Origin of the sequence: Hymenobacter algoricola (genome assembly GCF_039539525.1) — a bacterium.
GTDB lineage: Bacteria > Bacteroidota > Bacteroidia > Cytophagales > Hymenobacteraceae > Hymenobacter > Hymenobacter algoricola.
The window spans coordinates 172339-190355 of the sequence record NZ_BAABDH010000003.1; the positions used below are offsets into that span (position 1 = coordinate 172339).

Here is an 18017-nt window from a genome sequence, read left to right on the forward strand (position 1 = left end):
GGATAAAACGGCTTCGGCGGGGCGCAAACTACGTAGTTCGCACTACTGCTTAGTCCTGCTTCTTGGCTATTTCGGCGGTGTTCTTGATGTTGCTGTCGGCGACCTGCTCTTTGGGCTTGTCGAAGGCGCGGGCCACGAGGTCTTTCTGCTCCTTCACGTGCACCTTGTTGTAGCCGGTAGCCGGCGAGGCCGACGGCTTGCGGGCAATGACATCTTCCAGCTCGCGGCGCATGTAGCGGAGCATGAAGTTCCAGTAGCCCATGTTCTCGGGCTCTTCCTGCACCCAGTACAGCTTGGCCTTCGGATACTTGGCCAGCTCCACGTCGAGCTGCTTTTTGGGGAACGGGTGCAGCTGCTCCAGGCGCACGATGGCCACGTCGGTGCGGTTGGAGGCGCGCTGCTCCTCCAGCAGGTCGAAGTAGACCTTGCCCGAGCATAGCAGCACGCGCTTCACTTTTTTGGCATCGGCAAACGTGTCGCCGAGGACTTCGCGGAAGGTGCCGGAGGTGAACTCCTCCACCGGCGATACGCACAGCGGGTGGCGCAGCATCGACTTCGGCGACATCACCACCAGCGGCTTGCGGAAGCTCCAGGTGAGCTGCCGCCGCAGGGCGTGGAAGAAGTTGGCCGGCGTGGTCATGTTGGCCACGACGATGTTATTTTCGGCCGCCAGCTGCAAAAACCGCTCGGGGCGGGCATTGGAGTGCTCCGGGCCCTGGCCTTCGTAGCCGTGGGGCAAGAGCATCACCACGCCGTTCATGCGCTGCCACTTGCTTTCACTGCTCACGATGAACTGGTCAATCATGGTCTGGGCGCCGTTGGCGAAGTCGCCGAACTGCGCTTCCCACACCACCAGGGCCGTGGGGTTGGCCATGGCGTACCCAAATTCGAAGCCCAGCACCGCGTACTCGCTCAGCAGCGAGTTATAGATGCTCAGCTTTTCCTGGCCTTCGCCGATGTAGTTGAGCGAGTTGTAGGGCGCCGAAGTTTCGGCATCGTGCAGCACGGCGTGGCGGTGGGAGAACGTACCGCGCTGCACATCCTGCCCGCTGACGCGCACAATATGCTTTTCGGCCAGCAGCGAGCCGTAGGCCAGCAGTTCGCCGGCGGCCCAGTTGAGCACCCGCGTGTCGAAGAACATCTTCCTGCGCTCCTCCATCAGCTTTTCGATCTGCTTCAGGGGCCGGAAGCCTTCGGGCAGGGTCGTCAGGGCCTTGCCGACTTGCTGCACTACTTCCTCGCTGATACCGGTTTCCGGCGACGAGTCGAAATCCTCGGGCTTGGAGCGGCGCAGGCTGCGCCACTCGTTTTCGAGAGCCTGGTAGTTGTAGGGCAGCGGCTTCTGCTTCACCATGTCGAGGCGGGCCTGCAGGGTGTCGCGGAACTCCTTATCCATCTGGGCGGCCAGGGCCGCGTCCACGTCGCCGCGCTCCACGAGCATGGCGTTGTAGACTTCCCGCGGGTTCTGGTGCTTGCTGATAATGTTGTAGAGCGTGGGCTGGGTGAACTTGGGCTCGTCCGACTCGTTGTGGCCGTGGCGGCGGTAGCACACCATATCAATGAAGATATCGGCGTGGAACTGCTGGCGGTACTCGGTGGCCAGACGCACGGCAAACACCACCGCTTCCGGGTCGTCGCCGTTCACGTGCACCACCGGCGCATCAATGATTTTGGCCAGATCGGTGCAGTAGATGGACGAGCGGGCGTCCTCGAAGTCGGTGGTGAAGCCGACCTGGTTGTTTATCACGAAGTGAATCGTGCCGCCGGTCTTGTAGCCTTCCAGCAAGGACATCTGGGTCAGCTCGTAGCCGATGCCCTGGCCGGCCAGCGCCGCGTCGCCGTGAATCAGGATGGGCAGAATCTGGTGGTAGTCGTCGGCGTACTGGTGCTCAATCTTGGCCCGCACGAAGCCTTCCACCACCGGGTTCACCGCTTCGAGGTGCGACGGGTTGGGCGCCAGCTTCAGGTTCACCTTCTGCCCGTTCTCGGCTTCCACCTCCGACGAGTAGCCCATATGGTACTTCACATCGCCGTCGCCCATGGTCAGGTCGGGCACGGCCGTGCCTTCGAACTCGGAGAAGATCTGCTCGTAGGTCTTGCCCATCACGTTGGCCAGCACGTTCAGGCGGCCGCGGTGAGCCATCCCGATCATCACTTCCTTCACCCCCAGCTCCGACGACTTGTTAATGATGGCGTCGAGGGCCGGGATGGTCGTTTCGCCGCCTTCCAGCGAGAAGCGCTTCTGGCCCAGGAACTTCGTGTGCAGGAAGTTCTCGAACACCACGGCCTCGTTCAACTTTTTGAGAATTCGCTTCTTGTACTCCACGCCGGGGTTGAAGCTCAGCGAGTCGCGCTCCACCTTCTCGCGGAACCAGTCGAGCACCTGCGGGTCGCGGATGTACATGTACTCGAAGCCGATGCTGCGGGTGTAGATCTTCTCCAGGGCCGCCACGATATCGCGCAGCTTGGCCGTGGTGCCGAGGCCCAGCAGGTCGCCGTTGCGGAACGACGTGTCGAGGTCGGCCTCACTCAGGCCAAAGTCGGCGAGGTCGAGGCGGGCTTTGCGGTCTTTGCGCTCCCGCACCGGGTTGGTTTTGGCGCGCAGGTGGCCGCGGCTGCGGAAGGCGTGCACCAGGTTGCGCACGGCCGTCTCCTTATCGGTCGACTGCCCACTGAGCGGCACGATACCGCCACCGTTATTGGTAGACGCATCGGTAGTCAGCACCCCGGCGCCGTCCTGCTGCTCGGCACTGGCATTGCCATTGGCGGAAGGCTGCGTAATAGGCTGGGCCATGGCGCTGCCCGCCCCCGACTCGCCTTCGGCTGGGTACTGCTGAGCGAAGTCGAAGCCTTCGAAGAATTTCTGCCAGCTCACGTCTACCGACTGTGGGTCGGCCTTATAAGACTGGTAGAGTTGTTCGATGTAGTCGCCGTGGGCGTTGGCGATGTAGGAGTAAGCATCCATAGAGAGAGAGCTGAATGAGTCGGCCGTAAATGTATACGACTTGACCGTAAGGCAAAAACCTGTATTCGCTTATGCAAATACGGCTCTTTATCAACCGTTTGTTCCAGTGGAAGATTCCGCGGGCTCACGGTTGAGCTAGCCAATCTATTCAAAATAATACGCACAGCCCTTCCCGAAAGCAGGAAAGGCTTGGCGTGTTATCAGGAGAGGCATTATTTAGGCAGGGCCATTTTAAAGATGCTATACGGCTGATCCTGCTTGCCTACCCCTTTGTTCCAGGTAGGGGTTTTGTGAATGGCCGATGCCGTAACGTACAGGCTGCCATTGGCAAACGCAAATGTATCCGGCCACTCCAGGCGCGGGTCCTGCACCACAGTTTCGATTTTGCCGGCCGGCGTGCGGCGCACGATGGAGTGGTTTTCGAAGGCCGTCATGTACAGGTTGTTGTTGGCATCAATTTCCATCCCGTCGCAGGCCGGCACTTTGCCCAGGTCCTCGATCTGTTGGGCCAGCTGGGCATCCGAGAGGGCCGGGTTGCGCAGCGCCTCAGTCTTGATTCGGTAGAGCTTGTAGCTGGTCAGCGGCTTCCAGTATAAGTATTGCAGGTCCTGGCTCAGAGCAATACCGTCGGCGTTGAAGCGGGCCCGCTTGCCGGTAGCATCAATCATCTCGTGGCCATCAGCCTTGATGTTGAGCGTCGTGTCGCCCATCATCGAAGGGTGCATGGCCAGCAGCTTCCGCGCTTTGCCCGACTTCAGGTCTACTACCACCAGACTGCCCACCCCGGACTCGGTGATGTAGGCGTAGCTGTTCTGGGTATCGATGCGCACGTCGTTGAGGTAGGACTTGCGGGAGGCCACGCTTTCCGGAATGCTGATGTTTTGCACCACCTTGTCGGTCTTGGGGTCAATCCTGACCAGCTTGGGGCCGCCGGGCACGGTACCTTTCAGGCCCGGCGAGGCGGGGTCGAGCACCCACAGCATGCCGGTCTTGTCGGCGTGTACGCTCTGCGGACAGATCCAGTGCTTCTGCGGCTCATTCCGTACCGATTCGTTCCAGGTACACCAGGCCGCGTCCGGGTAGGGCTTTACCGAGTTGTCAGAGCTGATGATGGCCACGGGCGTCACGGGGTTGTTGTCCCAGCGCGGAAAGTTGGCAAACACGCGGCCATCCGGCGTAACGGCCACGCCCACAAACTGCGGCTCGCGCAGGGCTGCTACCAGCCGCAGCGGCGAGTCGGCGGGCGCCTGCGGGGCGGCGGGGCCAGCGGCAGCCACGGAGTCGGCGGCGGCAGCACTACCGGCGTTGCCAGAGCCGGAATCGGGCGCCGAGCAGCCCACCGAGCAAGTCAGTAGCAGCAAGCTTGCGCCGGCCATCCGGCGGCTGCGGCAGGCAAAAGAAGCGGAATAGTTCATAAGAAGTTGGTTGGTAGAAAAAGCGCACACAATCAGTGCGCCAGGGCACCCGAAGCTTTACGCACCGGTTTAACCCGTGTTCCTGTTTGGTGCGGTTTTATTGCGGTTGGCAGCGTCTCGGCAGCAGGGCTCATCCTAGGCTGCGCCTGGCAGTAAGGCAGGCAAAACCCTATGCTCTCAGGACTTTGGAAATCAACCCGCTAAGGGTCTTAGCCGGCCACTAAAAATATTATCACTAATTTTACAACCCGGTAGAAAATGCCAATATCTTATAAGTACAAGTAATTATACTTAACGTCTATATTTATTTTACCAGATATGCGCTGCTGTAACCAGGTAACTGGCCGGCGGCGCCTAGAATAGTGGGTAACCTTTTTCCCCAAAACCAGGTTTTCCACCTCCCACTTGCCGAGTCGGGCCGGCTGTCCATCCTCTTCGGACAAAAGAAGAGTTCATTAATCCAAACGTCATGTCCCTTGCGTTATTCCTACTAACCTTCCTTTTCCCTCCCCGACCGGTTTTTTCGGCGGCAGCCCTTCCCTCCACCGTTGCGCACCTGAGCCCGCGCATGGTTACTTTAGTTGCCCCCGCTCCTCTGGTCGTTCCCAAGCGGATTTACCCCCGTCAGCCCGTTTATACCGTCACGGCCACCATTTACGAGCCGGACCCGCGGCAAACTGACTCCGAGCCTTTCATTACGGCCGACAACTCCTTCATTACCCCCCAGCATTCCAGCAAAAACCACTGGATGGCCCTCTCGCGCGACCTGCTGAAGCCCTGGGGCGGCCAGTTCAGCTTTGGCGACTCGGTGCGTGTGCGCGGCATTTCGGCCCGGCTCGACGGCGTCTACATCATCCACGACACGATGAATCGCCGCCACCATCACTGCATGGATATTCTGGCCGCCAAGCGCGAGCACCTCAATGAGATGTGGAAAGGCGTGAAAATCGTGAAAGTAGTGAAGCGGGAGCCCGTCTGGCAGGCAGGCTGATTTATTTGCCCCGGCCGGCTTAGGCCGGAAACGATTCCAGCGTAAGTGGATCACCCTGAGCATCGTATAAGTAACTCAGCGGCTGCGCCGGATTCCGCATGATTTCGGTGTACGGAATCTGCCAGCGCTTCCACATTTCCTGCAACGACTGCCCGTAAGCTGCGTTTTCCCACGGATTGAAAATCTCGCGCGTGATGTCGTCGATGAGCGTGTCGTAGACGAGGTGCTCGTCGCCGGGCTGCCCGGGGCGCGGAAAATAGTCGGGCACCACGTTGAGCAGGTGCGCGCCGTAGTACACGCGGGCCTTGAACTCAGCCACCTGCACCGGATGCAGGGGCCGCTGCGCCGCCTCGTACACGCGGCGCATGGCCTGGCGCAGCATCCCGTTGTCGATAAAGCTGGCAATGAGCACGGTCTGATCCAGCTTGATGCTGAACGTCATGGTGGTCAGATCGTCGTCGTACTCAAAGGGAATCGGGTCCTGCCGCGGGTCGGTTTCGAGCAGGAAGATGGACGCGGGCACGAAATCCTCGAACACGATGGGGACGCGCAGGGCCTGAAAGGTCTGGAAGAAAGCCTGCAGGCGCCGCAGCATCTGCCCGTTCTCGGAGAGCGGGTACTGGGGCTTGATCAGCGGATTCAGCTCATTGAGCAGTTCCAGCACGAGGATGCCATAGAACATTTTGCCCAGCCACAGAAACAAGGTTTTCTCGTCCAGCGCCCGTAGGCTGGCGGGGCCGGCGGCCGCTGCCGTAGCCACCTGCGCCTCCAGTGGCGCCACGTACCGGGTACGGCAGCCGGGGCAGCACGGTATGCGCAGGTTCTGGTAGGTCTGCACGCTCTGGTCGAGCAGTTGAATCTGCTGCGCCGCCCAGTTGTAGCGCTCCAGCAGCCACTGGTCGAATACCAGCACGGTTTCGGCCGGCGCCGTGGGCGTGCCGCACAGAAAGCAGTGGTCGGCGAAGTGCTTGTCCTCGAAAGGATAGTACAGCGTGAGGTCGGGAGCGGCGGCGGAAGCAGACATAGAAAACCACGGAAAGCAGCGGAAAAACCAGGGCGCAAAAGTACGCGCCCGGGCCGGGGAACCACCGCAGCGAAGCCTGGTTTTCGGCCGACCCGGTAAATCCGCGCTAGTAAGCCGTCAAAAAAAGCCCCAACCAGCAATTGGGTGGGGCTTTTCAGTACTTATGAACTGCTTGGTTAGCGCGACAGGGCATTGCCCATCTTGATGAGCAGCTTGCCCAGCTGAGTGAGCGGGCCGTTGTAGTCGTCACTGGTTTCTTCGGCTACTTTGCCGGTTTCGGCCCCGAGCGTCGCCAGCGTTTCGGCCAGGTCGTGGGCGGCGGTATCGGGGCGGCTGAGCTGCTCGTTGAGGGTTTTCAGCTCCTGGATGATTTTGGCCAGGCCGGGCCGCTCCGAGGCCCCCAGCACTTCCGCCCACCGGTCAATTTCGCCCAGCCCGCGCGAGTCCGCTTTTTCCGGGACCCCGGCGTTGAGCAGCTTGAGCGTGTCGTCGAGCAGGGCAGAATTTTGTTGGTCCGTTACGGCCAGGGGAATCGTGGGCGTGACGGGGGTTTGCGGCGTGGGCGTGGTCGAATCCATGAGAATAAGCCAAAAAGCGAAAGAAATGTACTGGCTATACTGCCTTGCCCGCGGAAAAGTTAGCCCCGGCGCGGGTATCCACCGTACAAACCCGCCCAGCCGTACTGGCCGGAAAGTTGCGGTGCGCCGCCCCTGTCTATGCTTCACGTTTACTTGCTCGCCCCCTTCGCCAACGCTGCCCGGCATACCCAGTTTGAAGCCGTGCGGGCAGCCCTGGCCGCCGAGCCGCAGGCGCCGGAAACCCTGTTGCTGGGTAACATGGCCCTGCCCGACGGCCGCCGCCTCGATGCCCTCGTCGTGCGGCCCCACGGCATCACGCTGCTGCTGCTGGAGCCCCGCGGCGGCCACCTCGCCATCCGCGACTTTGCCCACGCTGCCTGGCAGCTCGACGGCCGGCCGCTTACCGGGCAGGATGAGGCCGACAACCCGTTTCAGCAGTTCAGCCAGCAGAAAGAAAGCCTGCAGCAGCTGCTGCGGCCCCTGCTGGCCGCCGACCAGGCCAACCTGAACTTTACTACCGGCCTGCTGCTGTTTGGGGAGCCGGTCGTGTTTGGGCGGGAAGTGGAAGAACGGATGGCTGCCGTACCCGCCGCCAGCAGCTTTCAGCTGCTGGCCGACCCGGCGCGCTTCACCCGCCGTCTCGCGCAGCTGGCCACGCCCGACATTGACCTGACCGACTCGGATATTGCCCAACTGGCTCAGGAGCTAGCCCCGGAAAAAACTCCCGCCGAACCGGCTGGGCCACCGCCGGCCGAGCCGGAGTCAATAGCCCAACCCGACGCTGCCTACTCCGCTCAACCGCTGGCGGCTGGCAGCTTCCTGCGGCGCAAAGCCACCGACCTCTGGCACTGGCTGGGCGCCCACGACCTCGACGACCTCGACACGGCACCCTATGGCTACGAGGAAGTAGCGGCCCGGCAGCAGGAGAAGCAGGAGCTGGAGCAGCTGCGCACTGCCATGCAGGCCGACGTGACGGCCCAGCTGCGGGCCATGGAGGCCCGTGAGGCGGAGCGCGAGCAAAGCATTGCCCAGCTGCGCCAGCAGCTGGCCATAGCGCCGGCCGTGGCTCCCGAGGCGGCCGAGCTGCAGGCCCGCATTGCCACCGAAAGTCGTGAAAAAGAGATTTTGGAAGCTGCCATGCAGGCTTCCCGGGCTGAATCGGAGGCCCGCAACCGGGAGCTGGACGCTAAAATTCAGCACTTGAGCCAGCTGATGCAGCAGATGCAGGCCGCGGTGCCTGCTGCTGCGGCCCAGCAAGGCGGCGCTGCTACCGCTTCTGCTGTGCCGGCAGTAGCAGACCCGACGGCCACTAGCAGTGCGCCCCGCCCTACCCCAGCCGATGCTCCGCCCGCCCGGCCGCTCCCCTTTGCTCCCGCCCCGAATGCGTCTTTGACCAAGGTGCGCCTGCTCCGCAAATGGCGCCGCCGGCTGCCGCGCGTGGGGCTGGTGGCGGGGGGCGTGCTGGGGCTGGGGCTGCTAGCGTGGGCACTGCGCTCTGCTACGGCCGGGCCGCCCCAGCGCTTCGAGCAAAACGGGAGCTGGGGCCTGCTGGCTGCCGCTGGCGACACGCTGGTACCCGCCCGCTACGCTTCCCTAACCGATTTTCGCGATGGGCAGGCAGTAGTCGAAAAACAGGGCGCGTTTGGGCTGCTCAATGAGAAGGGCACCGAAACCGTGGCGCCCGCCTACGACGCCGTGAATCCGTACGCCAATGGGTACGCCCGGGTCCGGATCGGGGACCTGTACACGTTTCTGGACGACCAGGGGGAAGAGTTCAGCCACTATTACTTTAACGCCCTCGACTTTTCGGAAGGCCGGGCCGCCGTGCTGGACCGCCGCGGCTGGTTTTACATCAGTGGCCCGGCCGCCGAAACCAAGGAGCCGGTGCTGTTTCAGGAGGCTTACTCTTTTCACGACGGACTGGCCCGGGTAAAGCTGAAGGACGCTTACACCTTTATTACGGCCGACTACCTCACGGATCCGACCGATACCAGTCCCTTTGGCCGCTATGCTGACGCCGCTGACTTCGTTGAGGGCCGGGCCCGCGTGGTACAGGATGGCCGCACCTTCTACATTGACCAAGACGGAGACCCGGTAGAGTAGCATCGTCGTAAGGGCGGGTACGGCTTCCGGCAGCGGTTATGCGCCGCCAGGCACCAACGTCAGGCCAGGCTAATCGTCGTCCTTGTCATGCTTGCGCTTGCCCTTCTTTTTGTAGTGACCCCAGCCTTTGTGACCCCGGCCCCGGGAGCCCAGCAGCTGCTCCAACACGCCAACGTCGCCTCTGCCGCCTACCGGCACTACTTCGACGGTCCGGCTGCCCCCCCCGGCAGACGCCAGCGCCAGTTGGCCGGAGCCGGTTGTGACGACCAGAGAAGGGACGCCCAACAGCGTGCAGCCTCTTCCTTCCGCCAGCTCGGTGCGCTGCCCGGTAGTTTCCACTACAAACCCGTCGCGGGTGATGGTCCGGCCGTTGGGCAGGTGTACGTCGTGTTTCATGGGGCGCTTCTGGCCGTTGCGGATCAGGTACATAGTGCCGTCGCGCCGCTGAAAGCCGTCGTTGTTGGCTACGTTTTGGGCCAAGCCGACCAGGCTGCAAGGCAATAGAGCAAGCAGAAACAGAAAGCGTAAAAGGCGCATTTGAAGGGAGAGTGGTAAGATGGACAGGCTACGAAGGTGGCGGCTCGCAAGTTCTTGGCCATTTTTTACTGCCCGCCGGGTTACTTTCCCATGCGGCCGGTATAAAGGACACACAAACCGATTCACCCTCTTCGCTTTTAGCCATGAAAATCTCCTTCAAATCCCTGCTCCTCCTGTCGGCTTTCGGCGCATTCGCCACTACCTCCTGCTCGGAGAAAACCCAGGAAAATGCCGAAGCAACCGCTGAAAGCGCTGCTGCCGATGCCGCTACCACCACCGAGAATGCTGCTGATGCTACCTCAAACGCCGCTGGCGAAGTAAAGGCTGACATGGCTCCCGAAGCTGGCGACACGGCTGTAGTAGTAGATCAGCCCGCCGACAAAATGGTGGAAGAAACCAAGTAACTATCGGCCTCTGGCCCCACAGAAAAAGCCCCGTCCTGAATCAGGACGGGGCTTTTTCTGTGGGGCTGAAACGGGTCCGGCAGAGTCGACTGATTTTCACATAATTTTCTGTAAAGCAGACACTTAAATCTAGTTAAAGCAGAAAAGCCAGGTCTGTGCGACTCTAAAGTTCGGTAGCATACCCTCCTATCCAGTTGCACCTTTGGGCATCCAGTTCACTTAATCGTCCGAAGCCCATGCAACGTTTTTTACTCCTCGCTTTTTTCAGCCTGCTGACTTGCTCGGCCCAGGCCCAGGATTTGCTGACCAAGCAGAACGGAGAAGAGTTTCAGGTGAAAGTCCTGGAAATCACGCCTTCCGAAGTGCGCTATAAGCGCACTGACAACCCCGACGGGCCGCTGATCAGCGTCCGCAAAGCCGACGTGTTCATGATCCGCTACGCCAACGGCAGTAAGGAAGTGCTGGGTAGTCCGCCGGCGGGGACGCTACCCACCGTGGCGCCCCCGCCACCGCTGCCGCCCGGGCCCACCGTACCAGGGGATGAGAATTCGGCCTACAATGACGTGCACCTGGGTGGCCCCCGCGTGGGCGTCACGGTGCTGATGGCCGGAGCTGCGACCAAAGCTGAAGAGCGCAACATCAAGCCTTTCCTGACGCAGTTCGGGTGGCAGTTTGAAACGCGCGTGTTTCGCCTGCCCAACGGTACGGCCGGCCTGGTGGAGCTCGTACCACTTATCGGCGGTCTGGAGCAAAACAAATTTATTCCCAGCCTGAACGCCCTTATCGGTATACGCGGCCCCAAGGGCTTCGAGTTTGGCATGGGTCCCAACCTGACGCCCATCAGCGCCAACGTTGCTTTTGCCGTGGGCGCCACTTACCGTTCGCACGGCGTCAATTTCCCCGTTAACTTAGCGGTGGTGCCCGGCAACGGCGGGGCCCGGATCAGTCTGCTGCTGGGCTTCAACTCCCGGCGCAACTAAGCCCAACTCACTCTTTCATCCTGTTTTCTTTCCCCGCATGCGACACGTTTACCTTTTGCTGCTGTTTCTCGGCTTGCACACCACGGCCCAGGCTCAGGATGTGATTTTGCGCACCAACGGCGAGGAACTGCCGGCCAAGGTGCTCACCGTGCAGCCCACCAAGATTTCCTACGTGCTGCCGGCCGCTCCCACCGACACGCTCTACCTGAATGCCCCGGAGGTATTTATGATCCGGTACGCCAACGGCACCAAGGAAATAATTCACGCTTCGACCTACGTTGCCGCTCCGGCGCCGGGGCTCACGCCAGAGCAGGCGCGGGCGCAGGGCGAGCTGGACGCCGTTAAGTATTTCAAAGCGCCAGGGGCTTTCTGGGGCACTTTCGGCGCCACGGTCGTCTCAACCCCAGTGTATTGGCTGGGCGGCATTGCTACCGGTGCCGCCGTAGCCGCTACGCCTCCGGCCTCCCGCAATCTGGTAGTTCCAGACGCGGCCTTGCTGAAGAATCCGGCTTACGTGAGTGGCTACAAGCAGCAGGCGCAGCGCAAGAAGCTGAGCAAAGCCGCCGCGGGCTTCGGCGTGGGCGTCGGGACTTCGGTGGCGCTGGTCGTGGTAGCGGTGGTCGTGGCCCTCAGTTCCCAATACTAAACCGGCTGAACAGCCATATCCACTTGTACCTGAGTGGCTTTCAGCAATATAATTAAGTACTGACCTAACCCTACGGCCGGGCTTGCGTATCCAAAGGCAGTACTACCCTCCACTCCCAAAACCACCCTATCATGGACGCCAACCAGAATAACATCAATGACCAGAGTGAACTGCGGGCCCGCGGCAACTGGAACGAGGTGAAGGGCAAAGCCAAGCAGCAGTGGGGCAACCTCACCGACGACGATCTGGAGTATGCCGAAGGCAAGCAGGACGAGTGGTTTGGCAAGCTCCAGCACAAAACCGGCCAGACCGTGGACGAAATTAAAGACTGGTTTCACCGCAACTTCTAAGCATATTATCTGAAGCAGGATAAGCCCCGCACCGCCCGCATGGGAATGGTGCGGGGCTTTTGCCAACCCAGCCCTCCTTGCTTACGCTGACGGTATACCCGCCCAGAGAATTCACCCATGACTATTGCACCCGAAGAACTGCGCCTGCTGGGCAATGCGGCGCTGCTGAAGTTACCCAAGACGGCTTTCTTTTGCTCGCGCGACTACCCCGCCGGCATCGAACACCCCGCCAACCTGTGGGCGCTGGACCAGCGTGCCGCCGGGCATTGCGTGATATCCGGCTTTCACTCGCAGCTGGAACAAAGCATCTTCCGCTACCTGCTCCAAGGCCCCGGGCAGCCCATCATTTACGTGTTGGCCCGGGGTATCCAGCCCAACGTCCGCTCGGAGTACGGCCCGGAAATAAAAGCGGGCCGCCTGCTGTTCGTAACGGCCTTTGAGCCGGATGTAACGACCGCCTCCCAGGAAACCGCCGACATCCGCAACCTGCTGATAACGGATCTGGCCGATGATTTCTTCGTGCCTTACCTCGCCCCCGACGGCACCCTGCAGCAGCTCATGGCAAGCCCCACGGCCCAGGGCAAGCCCATTTACACCCTGGATATTCCCGAAAATCAGGTTTTCCTGCGGTGGGGTGCCACCGTGTACCAGCCCGGCAGCATGCTGGGCCGTCACGGCTAGGTGCACCCTTTCCGCCTGGCGGCCGTACTGTTCTACTTCTCGCTGTTCCGGCTCTTTTCCTATGACTTCGCTTTCCTCCGTCCTTCCCCACGCGGCCCCGTCGCGCGGCATCAAAATACTGGCCCGCCTCGGCTTTGCCGCCAAAGGCGTTGTGTATCTTACCATGGGGGTGCTGGCCCTGCTGGCCGCTACGGGCATGCGGGGCGGGCAGACTGCCGACCAGCAGCAGGCCATGCAAACTATTCAGGAGCTGCCCATGGGCCGGTTTTTACTGGGGCTGGTGGCCGTCGGGCTGGTCGGCTACATCCTCTGGCGTTTCACCCAGGCCCTGCGCGACACGGAAGAGCAAGGATCGGGCGCGAAAGGAATCCTGAAGCGCCTGGGCTACGCCGGCAGTGGCTTGCTGTACGTGGCCCTGGCTTTTTACGCGGGCAAAGCCGCCTGGCAAGATAGCGCCGTTGGCAGCGGCGGGGGTGGAGATGCTAAAAAGTCGGCGGTGGCCACGCTGCTGGCCCAGCCTTTCGGACAGTGGGTGGTGGTAGCTATTGGCCTGGTCATCATCGGGGCCGGCATCTACCAGATCTGGCACGCCTACTCCGGCACGTTTGCCAAGCACGTCAACGACAGCAGCCTGCCCGCCCCGCAGCGGCAGCTGGTATTCCGCATGGGACAGATTGGGTACACCGCCCGGGGCCTTGTGATGACCATCATCGGCTATTTCTTCGTACAGGCGGGCCGCTTCAGCAGCGCCCAGCAGATAGACGGCACGGAAGGTGCCTTCGATCTGCTGAACGCCATGGGGCCGGCCGTGCTGGGTGTGGTAGCCGCCGGACTGGTAGCTTACGGCCTGTACATGGTGGTCCAGGCCCGGTTTCCGGTGCTCAATGGCGTGTAGGCTGATGCTGCTTAACCTGTCCAAAAAGGCTCCGCTTTCCCACGGAGCCTCTTTTTTTAGTCGGCTGCGTAGTCGCGCAGGTATTCGTAGCGCGGGGTAAGTTGGCCCTGACGGGTGATGGTGGCCCGCTCAATCACCTCGTCGGCATCGTCGCGCAGCAGGTGGGAAAACACGTTGTCGAGCAGCTGGCGGCCGAAGTCGCGGCTGGCGTTGCGGGGCAGCTCGCAGGGCAGGTTGTCCACGGCCATGACCGTGATGTTGGCCGGGCGGGAACAGGCGGGCTCCAGCTCGCCGGTCTGCGGATTATAATCAAACAGCGGGTCCTGGATGGTGGTGCTACGCTTGGTGGTGGGCACCGAGCCGTTCACGTCGCAGGTCACGTCGGCAATGGTGTTGATGCGAAAATCGGGGCGGCGCGTGTCTTCCTCCGTAAAGAGCCGGGGCGCGGCCGGGTGCCAGTAGGCGCAGGCAATGAGCAGGTCGGTGACGGGCAGAAACTTGTCGAACGTCGACTGATACAGCTCCGGGTGGTGGTGAAAATCGGGCGTATCCCACACCCGGCCGTCCTGGCGGGCATTGTAGTCGGAGCTGCGGAGCTGGGCGTACACGGGCTCGTTGAAAGTCAGGTACAGAAAGTCGTACACGCTCACCTTGCGGATGCCCATGCGGTCCAGTACTTCCAGCGCGCCCTGGGCTACCCGGCCCGAGCCGGTCACGGCCAGCTTGATCGGCGGCAGGGCCCGCACCTTGAAAAACTCCTCCTGCATGTCGTCCATATCCACGCACTGGTAGGCGGGCTTGAGCTCGTATAGGCGGTGCTTGCGCCCGTAGGCCAGCAGCCCGTTGTAGGCCCCCACGATGCCCGCGTAGCGCCCGAAGGCCACGATGCGCTCCTCGCTGGCGTTGGTCAGCATCTCGTAGTCGATGAGGGTAATGTTTTTCTCCAGCACGGCCCGCAGCAGCTCCCGGTTGGCGGGCTGTTTTTTCACGGTGTGGGAGAAGAACATATAGGTCTTGTTGGGAATGAGCTGCGCCACGGGCACTTCCTTCACGCCCAGCAGCAGGTCGCAATCGGTTACCTCGGCCCGCACCTCGACGCCCAAGTCGCGGTATTCCTGGTCGGAGTAGCTGCGAATCGGGCTTTCCTGCACGATTACCGTCAGGTTGGCAAACGTGGTCTGGGCCTCTACGCACTTCTTGGGCGTGAGCGGCACGCGCTTGTCGGGGGGAGTTTTGCCTTCGCGGATGATGCCGAGGGTGATGGGACGCATAACGGATGGAAGTTCGGAGGGGAAGGTTGGGGGCCCAAAGCTGCGGAAAATAGTTGATGCCGGCTTCGGCCGAGGCTTCACCGTCGGTAGCTCCGGCCCAAACATTTGCCGGCTCCGGGGCTTAGCCGGGAAGCCTTTTCGACTTACCTTTGTTACAGGTTCGGCTGCTCCCGGCGGCCGCATATTCCCGCCACCTCTACCTTTCCCTTATGTTGCTGAAAACCAAGCCCGCCGACGTATTCGTGGACCGCCATAACGGACCTGACGAGACGGCCGTGGCCGAGATGCTGCGCACCATCGGCGTAGAGTCGATTGACCAGCTCATCGACCAGACCGTGCCGGCGGCCATCCGCCTGAAAAAGCCGCTGAACCTGCCCGCGGCCCTCACGGAGCGGGCTTTCCTGGCGAAATTCAAGAAGATTGCCGGCCAGAATAAGCTCTTCAAAAACTACATCGGCCTGGGCTACCACGACACCCAGCTGCCGGCCGTTATTCAGCGCAACATCCTCGAAAATCCGGGCTGGTATACGGCCTACACGCCCTACCAGGCCGAAATTGCCCAGGGTCGCCTCGAAGCCCTGATCAACTACCAGACAATGGTGATGGATCTGACGGGCCAGGAAATTGCCAATGCTTCCCTGCTCGACGAAGGTACCGCCGCTGCCGAGACCTTGCACATGTTCCACAGCCTGAGCAAGAAGAAAAACGCTACTAAATACTTCGTCTCGGAGCTGGTGCTGCCCCAGACCATCGACGTGCTGCGCACCCGCGCCACCCCGCTGGGCATCGAGCTGGTGGTGGGTGACCACCGCACCGTCGACCTTACCGACGAGTCGCTGTTCGGCGCCATACTGCAGTATCCTGCGGCCGACGGCCAGGTGTTCGACTACTCCGACTTCATCCGCCAGGCCCACGACCACGGCCAGTTCGTGACCGTGGCTACCGACCTGCTGTCCCTCACGCTGCTGACGCCTCCCGGCGAGATGGGTGCTGACGCCTGCGTAGGTAGCTCCCAGCGCTTTGGCGTACCGATGGGCTACGGTGGCCCCCACGCCGGCTTCCTGGCTACCAAAGACCAGTTCAAGCGCGTCATTCCCGGTCGTATCATCGGCCAGAGCATTGATGCCGCCGGCAACAAGGCCTACCGCATGGCTTTGCAGACCCGCGAGCAGCACATCCGCCGCGAAAAGGCTACCTCCAACATCTGCACCGCGCAGGTGCTGCTGAGCGTGCTGGCCGGCATGTACGCCGTGTACCACGGCCCGCAGCGCATCCGCCAGTTTGCCACCAACATTCACGCCCTGGCCCGCACGCTGGAAACGGCTCTGCACGGCCTGGGTGTGGAGCAGACCAACGAGTTCTACTTCGACACGCTGAACCTGCGACTGGAAAGCGCCGAGCTGGCCCAGGCCCTGAAGGAGGAAGCCGAAGCCGCCGGCATCAACTTCCGCTACTTCGATCAGGTGCGTGTGGGCATTTCCCTGCACCAGAACACCGAAATCGAGGACGTGGCGGCCATCGTGGATGTGTTTGCCAAGGTGCTGGGCAAAGAGGTAAAGGATACCCTAGAGCTGCCCGCCGAGCTGGAAGTAAGCTGGACCCAGAACTTCGTCCGCCGCAGCGAGTACCTCACCCACCCGATCTTCAACACCCACCACTCTGAGCACGAGATGCTGCGCTACATGAAGCAGCTCGAAAATAAGGACCTGAGCCTGGCGCACTCCATGATTGCGCTCGGCTCGTGCACCATGAAGCTCAACGCCACCGCCGAGATGATTCCGGTGACCTGGCCCGAAATCGGCGGGCTGCACCCCTTCGCCCCGCGTGAGCAGGCTCAGGGCTACGCCGAAATCTTCAGGGACCTGGAGCAGTGGCTGTGCGAGGTAACCGGCTTCGCGGCCGTTAGTCTGCAGCCCAACTCCGGCGCCCAGGGCGAATACGCCGGCTTGCTGGCCATCAAGGGCTACCACGACGCCCGCGGCGACCAGCACCGCAACGTGGCCCTGATTCCGGCCTCGGCCCACGGCACCAACCCCGCCTCGGCCGTGATGGCCGGTATGACGGTGGTGGTAGTGAAAAGCACCGAGGACGGCAACATCGACGTGGCCGACCTCCAGGCCAAAGCCCAGCAGTACGCCGACAAGCTCAGCTGCCTGATGGTGACGTACCCGAGCACCCATGGCGTGTACGAGGAAACTATCATCGACATCTGCGCCACCATTCACCAGCACGGTGGCCGCGTGTACATGGACGGCGCCAACATGAACGCCCAGGTTGGCCTAACCTCTCCCGCCATCATCGGCGCCGACGTGTGCCACCTGAACCTGCACAAAACCTTCTGCATTCCCCACGGCGGCGGCGGTCCCGGCGTGGGCCCCATCGGCGTCGTAGCCGACTTAGCCCCTTACCTGCCCGGCCACGTGCTGGTCGATGCCGATGGCCGCACCTTCGGCGCCGTTAGTTCGGCGCCCTGGGGCTCGGCCAGCATTCTGCCCATCAGCTACGCCTACATCAACATGATGGGCGGCGAAGGCCTGCAGAACGCCACCAGGATTGCCATCCTGAACGCCAACTACATCAAAGCCCGCCTGGAAGAGCACTATCCCGTGCTGTACACCGGCTCCAACGGTCGCTGCGCCCACGAAATGATCCTGGACTGCCGGCAGTTCAAGAAGTCGGGCATTGAGGTAGAAGACCTGGCCAAACGTTTGATGGACTATGGCTTCCACGCCCCGACGGTATCGTTTCCGGTAGCCGGCACGCTGATGGTAGAGCCCACCGAGTCGGAAAGCAAGGAGGAGCTGGACCGCTTCATTGAGGCCATGATTGCCATCCGCATGGAAGTGGCCGAAGTGGAAGCCGGCCGCGCCGATGCCAAGGACAATGTGCTCAAGCATGCTCCCCACACCGCCGCTACGGTCCTGGTGCACGAGTGGACCCGGCCCTACACCCGCGAGCAGGCCGTGTACCCCACCGAGTACGCCCGCACGTTTAAGTTCTGGCCCACCGTATCCCGCATCGACTCGGCCTACGGCGACCGGAACCTGATCTGCTCCTGCACGCCCATCGAGCAGTACGTAGATGCCGAGGAGCAGCTGGTGCCTACCGATAAAGGCCCGTCGTATTAATCAGCCTTTGGCGTAAAGCAGAAGAGGCCCGGAACGTATAGTTCCGGGC

Annotated in this window: 15 protein-coding genes; 9 read left to right on the forward strand and 6 right to left on the reverse strand. The window is 61.8% G+C overall.

What is annotated here, in order from left to right:
* Nucleotides 1-49: 49 nt before the first annotated feature.
* Together ABD842_RS01265 and ABD842_RS01270 are read right to left on the reverse strand one after the other, a co-directional pair.
* The gene (locus ABD842_RS01265) at nucleotides 50-2965 is read right to left on the reverse strand and encodes a 2-oxoglutarate dehydrogenase E1 component (RefSeq protein WP_345108910.1); all 2916 of its coding nucleotides are present in this window, start codon (nucleotides 2963-2965) and stop codon (nucleotides 50-52) included.
* Nucleotides 2966-3177: 212 nt separating this feature from the next.
* Nucleotides 3178-4326, reverse strand: a complete 1149-nt coding sequence (locus ABD842_RS01270) for an SMP-30/gluconolactonase/LRE family protein (protein ID WP_345108913.1) — start codon at nucleotides 4324-4326, stop codon at nucleotides 3178-3180.
* A 622-nt stretch (nucleotides 4327-4948) separates the two neighbouring features.
* Between ABD842_RS01270 and ABD842_RS01275 the strand changes: the two genes are divergently transcribed.
* The gene (locus ABD842_RS01275; RefSeq protein ID WP_345108915.1) at nucleotides 4949-5371 is read left to right on the forward strand and encodes an RlpA-like double-psi beta-barrel domain-containing protein; all 423 of its coding nucleotides are present in this window, start codon (nucleotides 4949-4951) and stop codon (nucleotides 5369-5371) included.
* Between the two features lie 19 nt (nucleotides 5372-5390).
* Here the strand turns inward: ABD842_RS01275 and ABD842_RS01280 are convergent, their stop codons facing one another.
* Entirely contained in the window at nucleotides 5391-6395 is a 1005-nt protein-coding gene (locus ABD842_RS01280; RefSeq protein WP_345108918.1) for a hypothetical protein, read from the reverse strand.
* A 176-nt stretch (nucleotides 6396-6571) separates the two neighbouring features.
* The gene (locus tag ABD842_RS01285) at nucleotides 6572-6973 is read right to left on the reverse strand and encodes a hypothetical protein (protein ID WP_345108921.1); all 402 of its coding nucleotides are present in this window, start codon (nucleotides 6971-6973) and stop codon (nucleotides 6572-6574) included.
* Between the two features lie 138 nt (nucleotides 6974-7111).
* Here ABD842_RS01285 and ABD842_RS01290 point away from each other — a divergent pair, with 138 nt between their 5' ends.
* On the forward strand, nucleotides 7112-9076 hold the full coding sequence (locus ABD842_RS01290; RefSeq protein WP_345108924.1) for a WG repeat-containing protein: 1965 nt from the start codon (nucleotides 7112-7114) through the stop codon (nucleotides 9074-9076).
* A 69-nt stretch (nucleotides 9077-9145) separates the two neighbouring features.
* On the opposite strand, the gene ABD842_RS01295 is transcribed toward ABD842_RS01290, so the two are convergent.
* Nucleotides 9146-9556, reverse strand: coding sequence for a DUF6799 domain-containing protein (locus ABD842_RS01295; RefSeq protein ID WP_345108927.1), 411 nt, complete (start codon nucleotides 9554-9556; stop codon nucleotides 9146-9148).
* A 200-nt stretch (nucleotides 9557-9756) separates the two neighbouring features.
* Here ABD842_RS01295 and ABD842_RS01300 point away from each other — a divergent pair, with 200 nt between their 5' ends.
* The 6 genes from ABD842_RS01300 to ABD842_RS01325 all read left to right on the forward strand — a co-directional run bounded on the left by ABD842_RS01300 (nucleotide 9757) and on the right by ABD842_RS01325 (nucleotide 13569).
* Nucleotides 9757-10017, forward strand: a complete 261-nt coding sequence (locus ABD842_RS01300) for a hypothetical protein (protein WP_345108930.1) — start codon at nucleotides 9757-9759, stop codon at nucleotides 10015-10017.
* A 236-nt stretch (nucleotides 10018-10253) separates the two neighbouring features.
* Nucleotides 10254-10997 carry a hypothetical protein gene (locus tag ABD842_RS01305; RefSeq protein ID WP_345108933.1) on the forward strand — a complete coding sequence of 248 codons (744 nt, stop codon included), beginning with the start codon at nucleotides 10254-10256 and terminating at the stop codon, nucleotides 10995-10997.
* 37 nt (nucleotides 10998-11034) lie between these two features.
* Complete coding sequence (locus ABD842_RS01310; RefSeq protein ID WP_345108936.1) at nucleotides 11035-11643, forward strand: hypothetical protein; 609 nt, start codon at nucleotides 11035-11037, stop codon at nucleotides 11641-11643.
* Between the two features lie 131 nt (nucleotides 11644-11774).
* Nucleotides 11775-11993: a CsbD family protein gene (locus ABD842_RS01315; protein WP_345108939.1), complete on the forward strand. Its 219-nt coding sequence runs from the start codon at nucleotides 11775-11777 to the stop codon at nucleotides 11991-11993.
* Between the two features lie 117 nt (nucleotides 11994-12110).
* The gene (locus tag ABD842_RS01320) at nucleotides 12111-12674 is read left to right on the forward strand and encodes a DNA-binding protein (RefSeq protein WP_345108941.1); all 564 of its coding nucleotides are present in this window, start codon (nucleotides 12111-12113) and stop codon (nucleotides 12672-12674) included.
* A 61-nt stretch (nucleotides 12675-12735) separates the two neighbouring features.
* Nucleotides 12736-13569, forward strand: coding sequence for a DUF1206 domain-containing protein (locus ABD842_RS01325; protein WP_345108943.1), 834 nt, complete (start codon nucleotides 12736-12738; stop codon nucleotides 13567-13569).
* Nucleotides 13570-13625: 56 nt separating this feature from the next.
* Here ABD842_RS01325 and ABD842_RS01330 read toward each other — a convergent pair whose 3' ends face one another.
* Nucleotides 13626-14840 (reverse strand): NAD(P)-dependent oxidoreductase, encoded by a 1215-nt coding sequence (locus tag ABD842_RS01330; RefSeq protein WP_345108945.1) that lies wholly within the window; start codon nucleotides 14838-14840, stop codon nucleotides 13626-13628.
* Between the two features lie 209 nt (nucleotides 14841-15049).
* On the opposite strand from ABD842_RS01330, the gene gcvP reads away from it, so the two are divergent.
* Nucleotides 15050-17968 (forward strand): aminomethyl-transferring glycine dehydrogenase, encoded by a 2919-nt coding sequence (gcvP, locus tag ABD842_RS01335; protein WP_345108948.1) that lies wholly within the window; start codon nucleotides 15050-15052, stop codon nucleotides 17966-17968.
* Nucleotides 17969-18017: the final 49 nt, after the last annotated feature.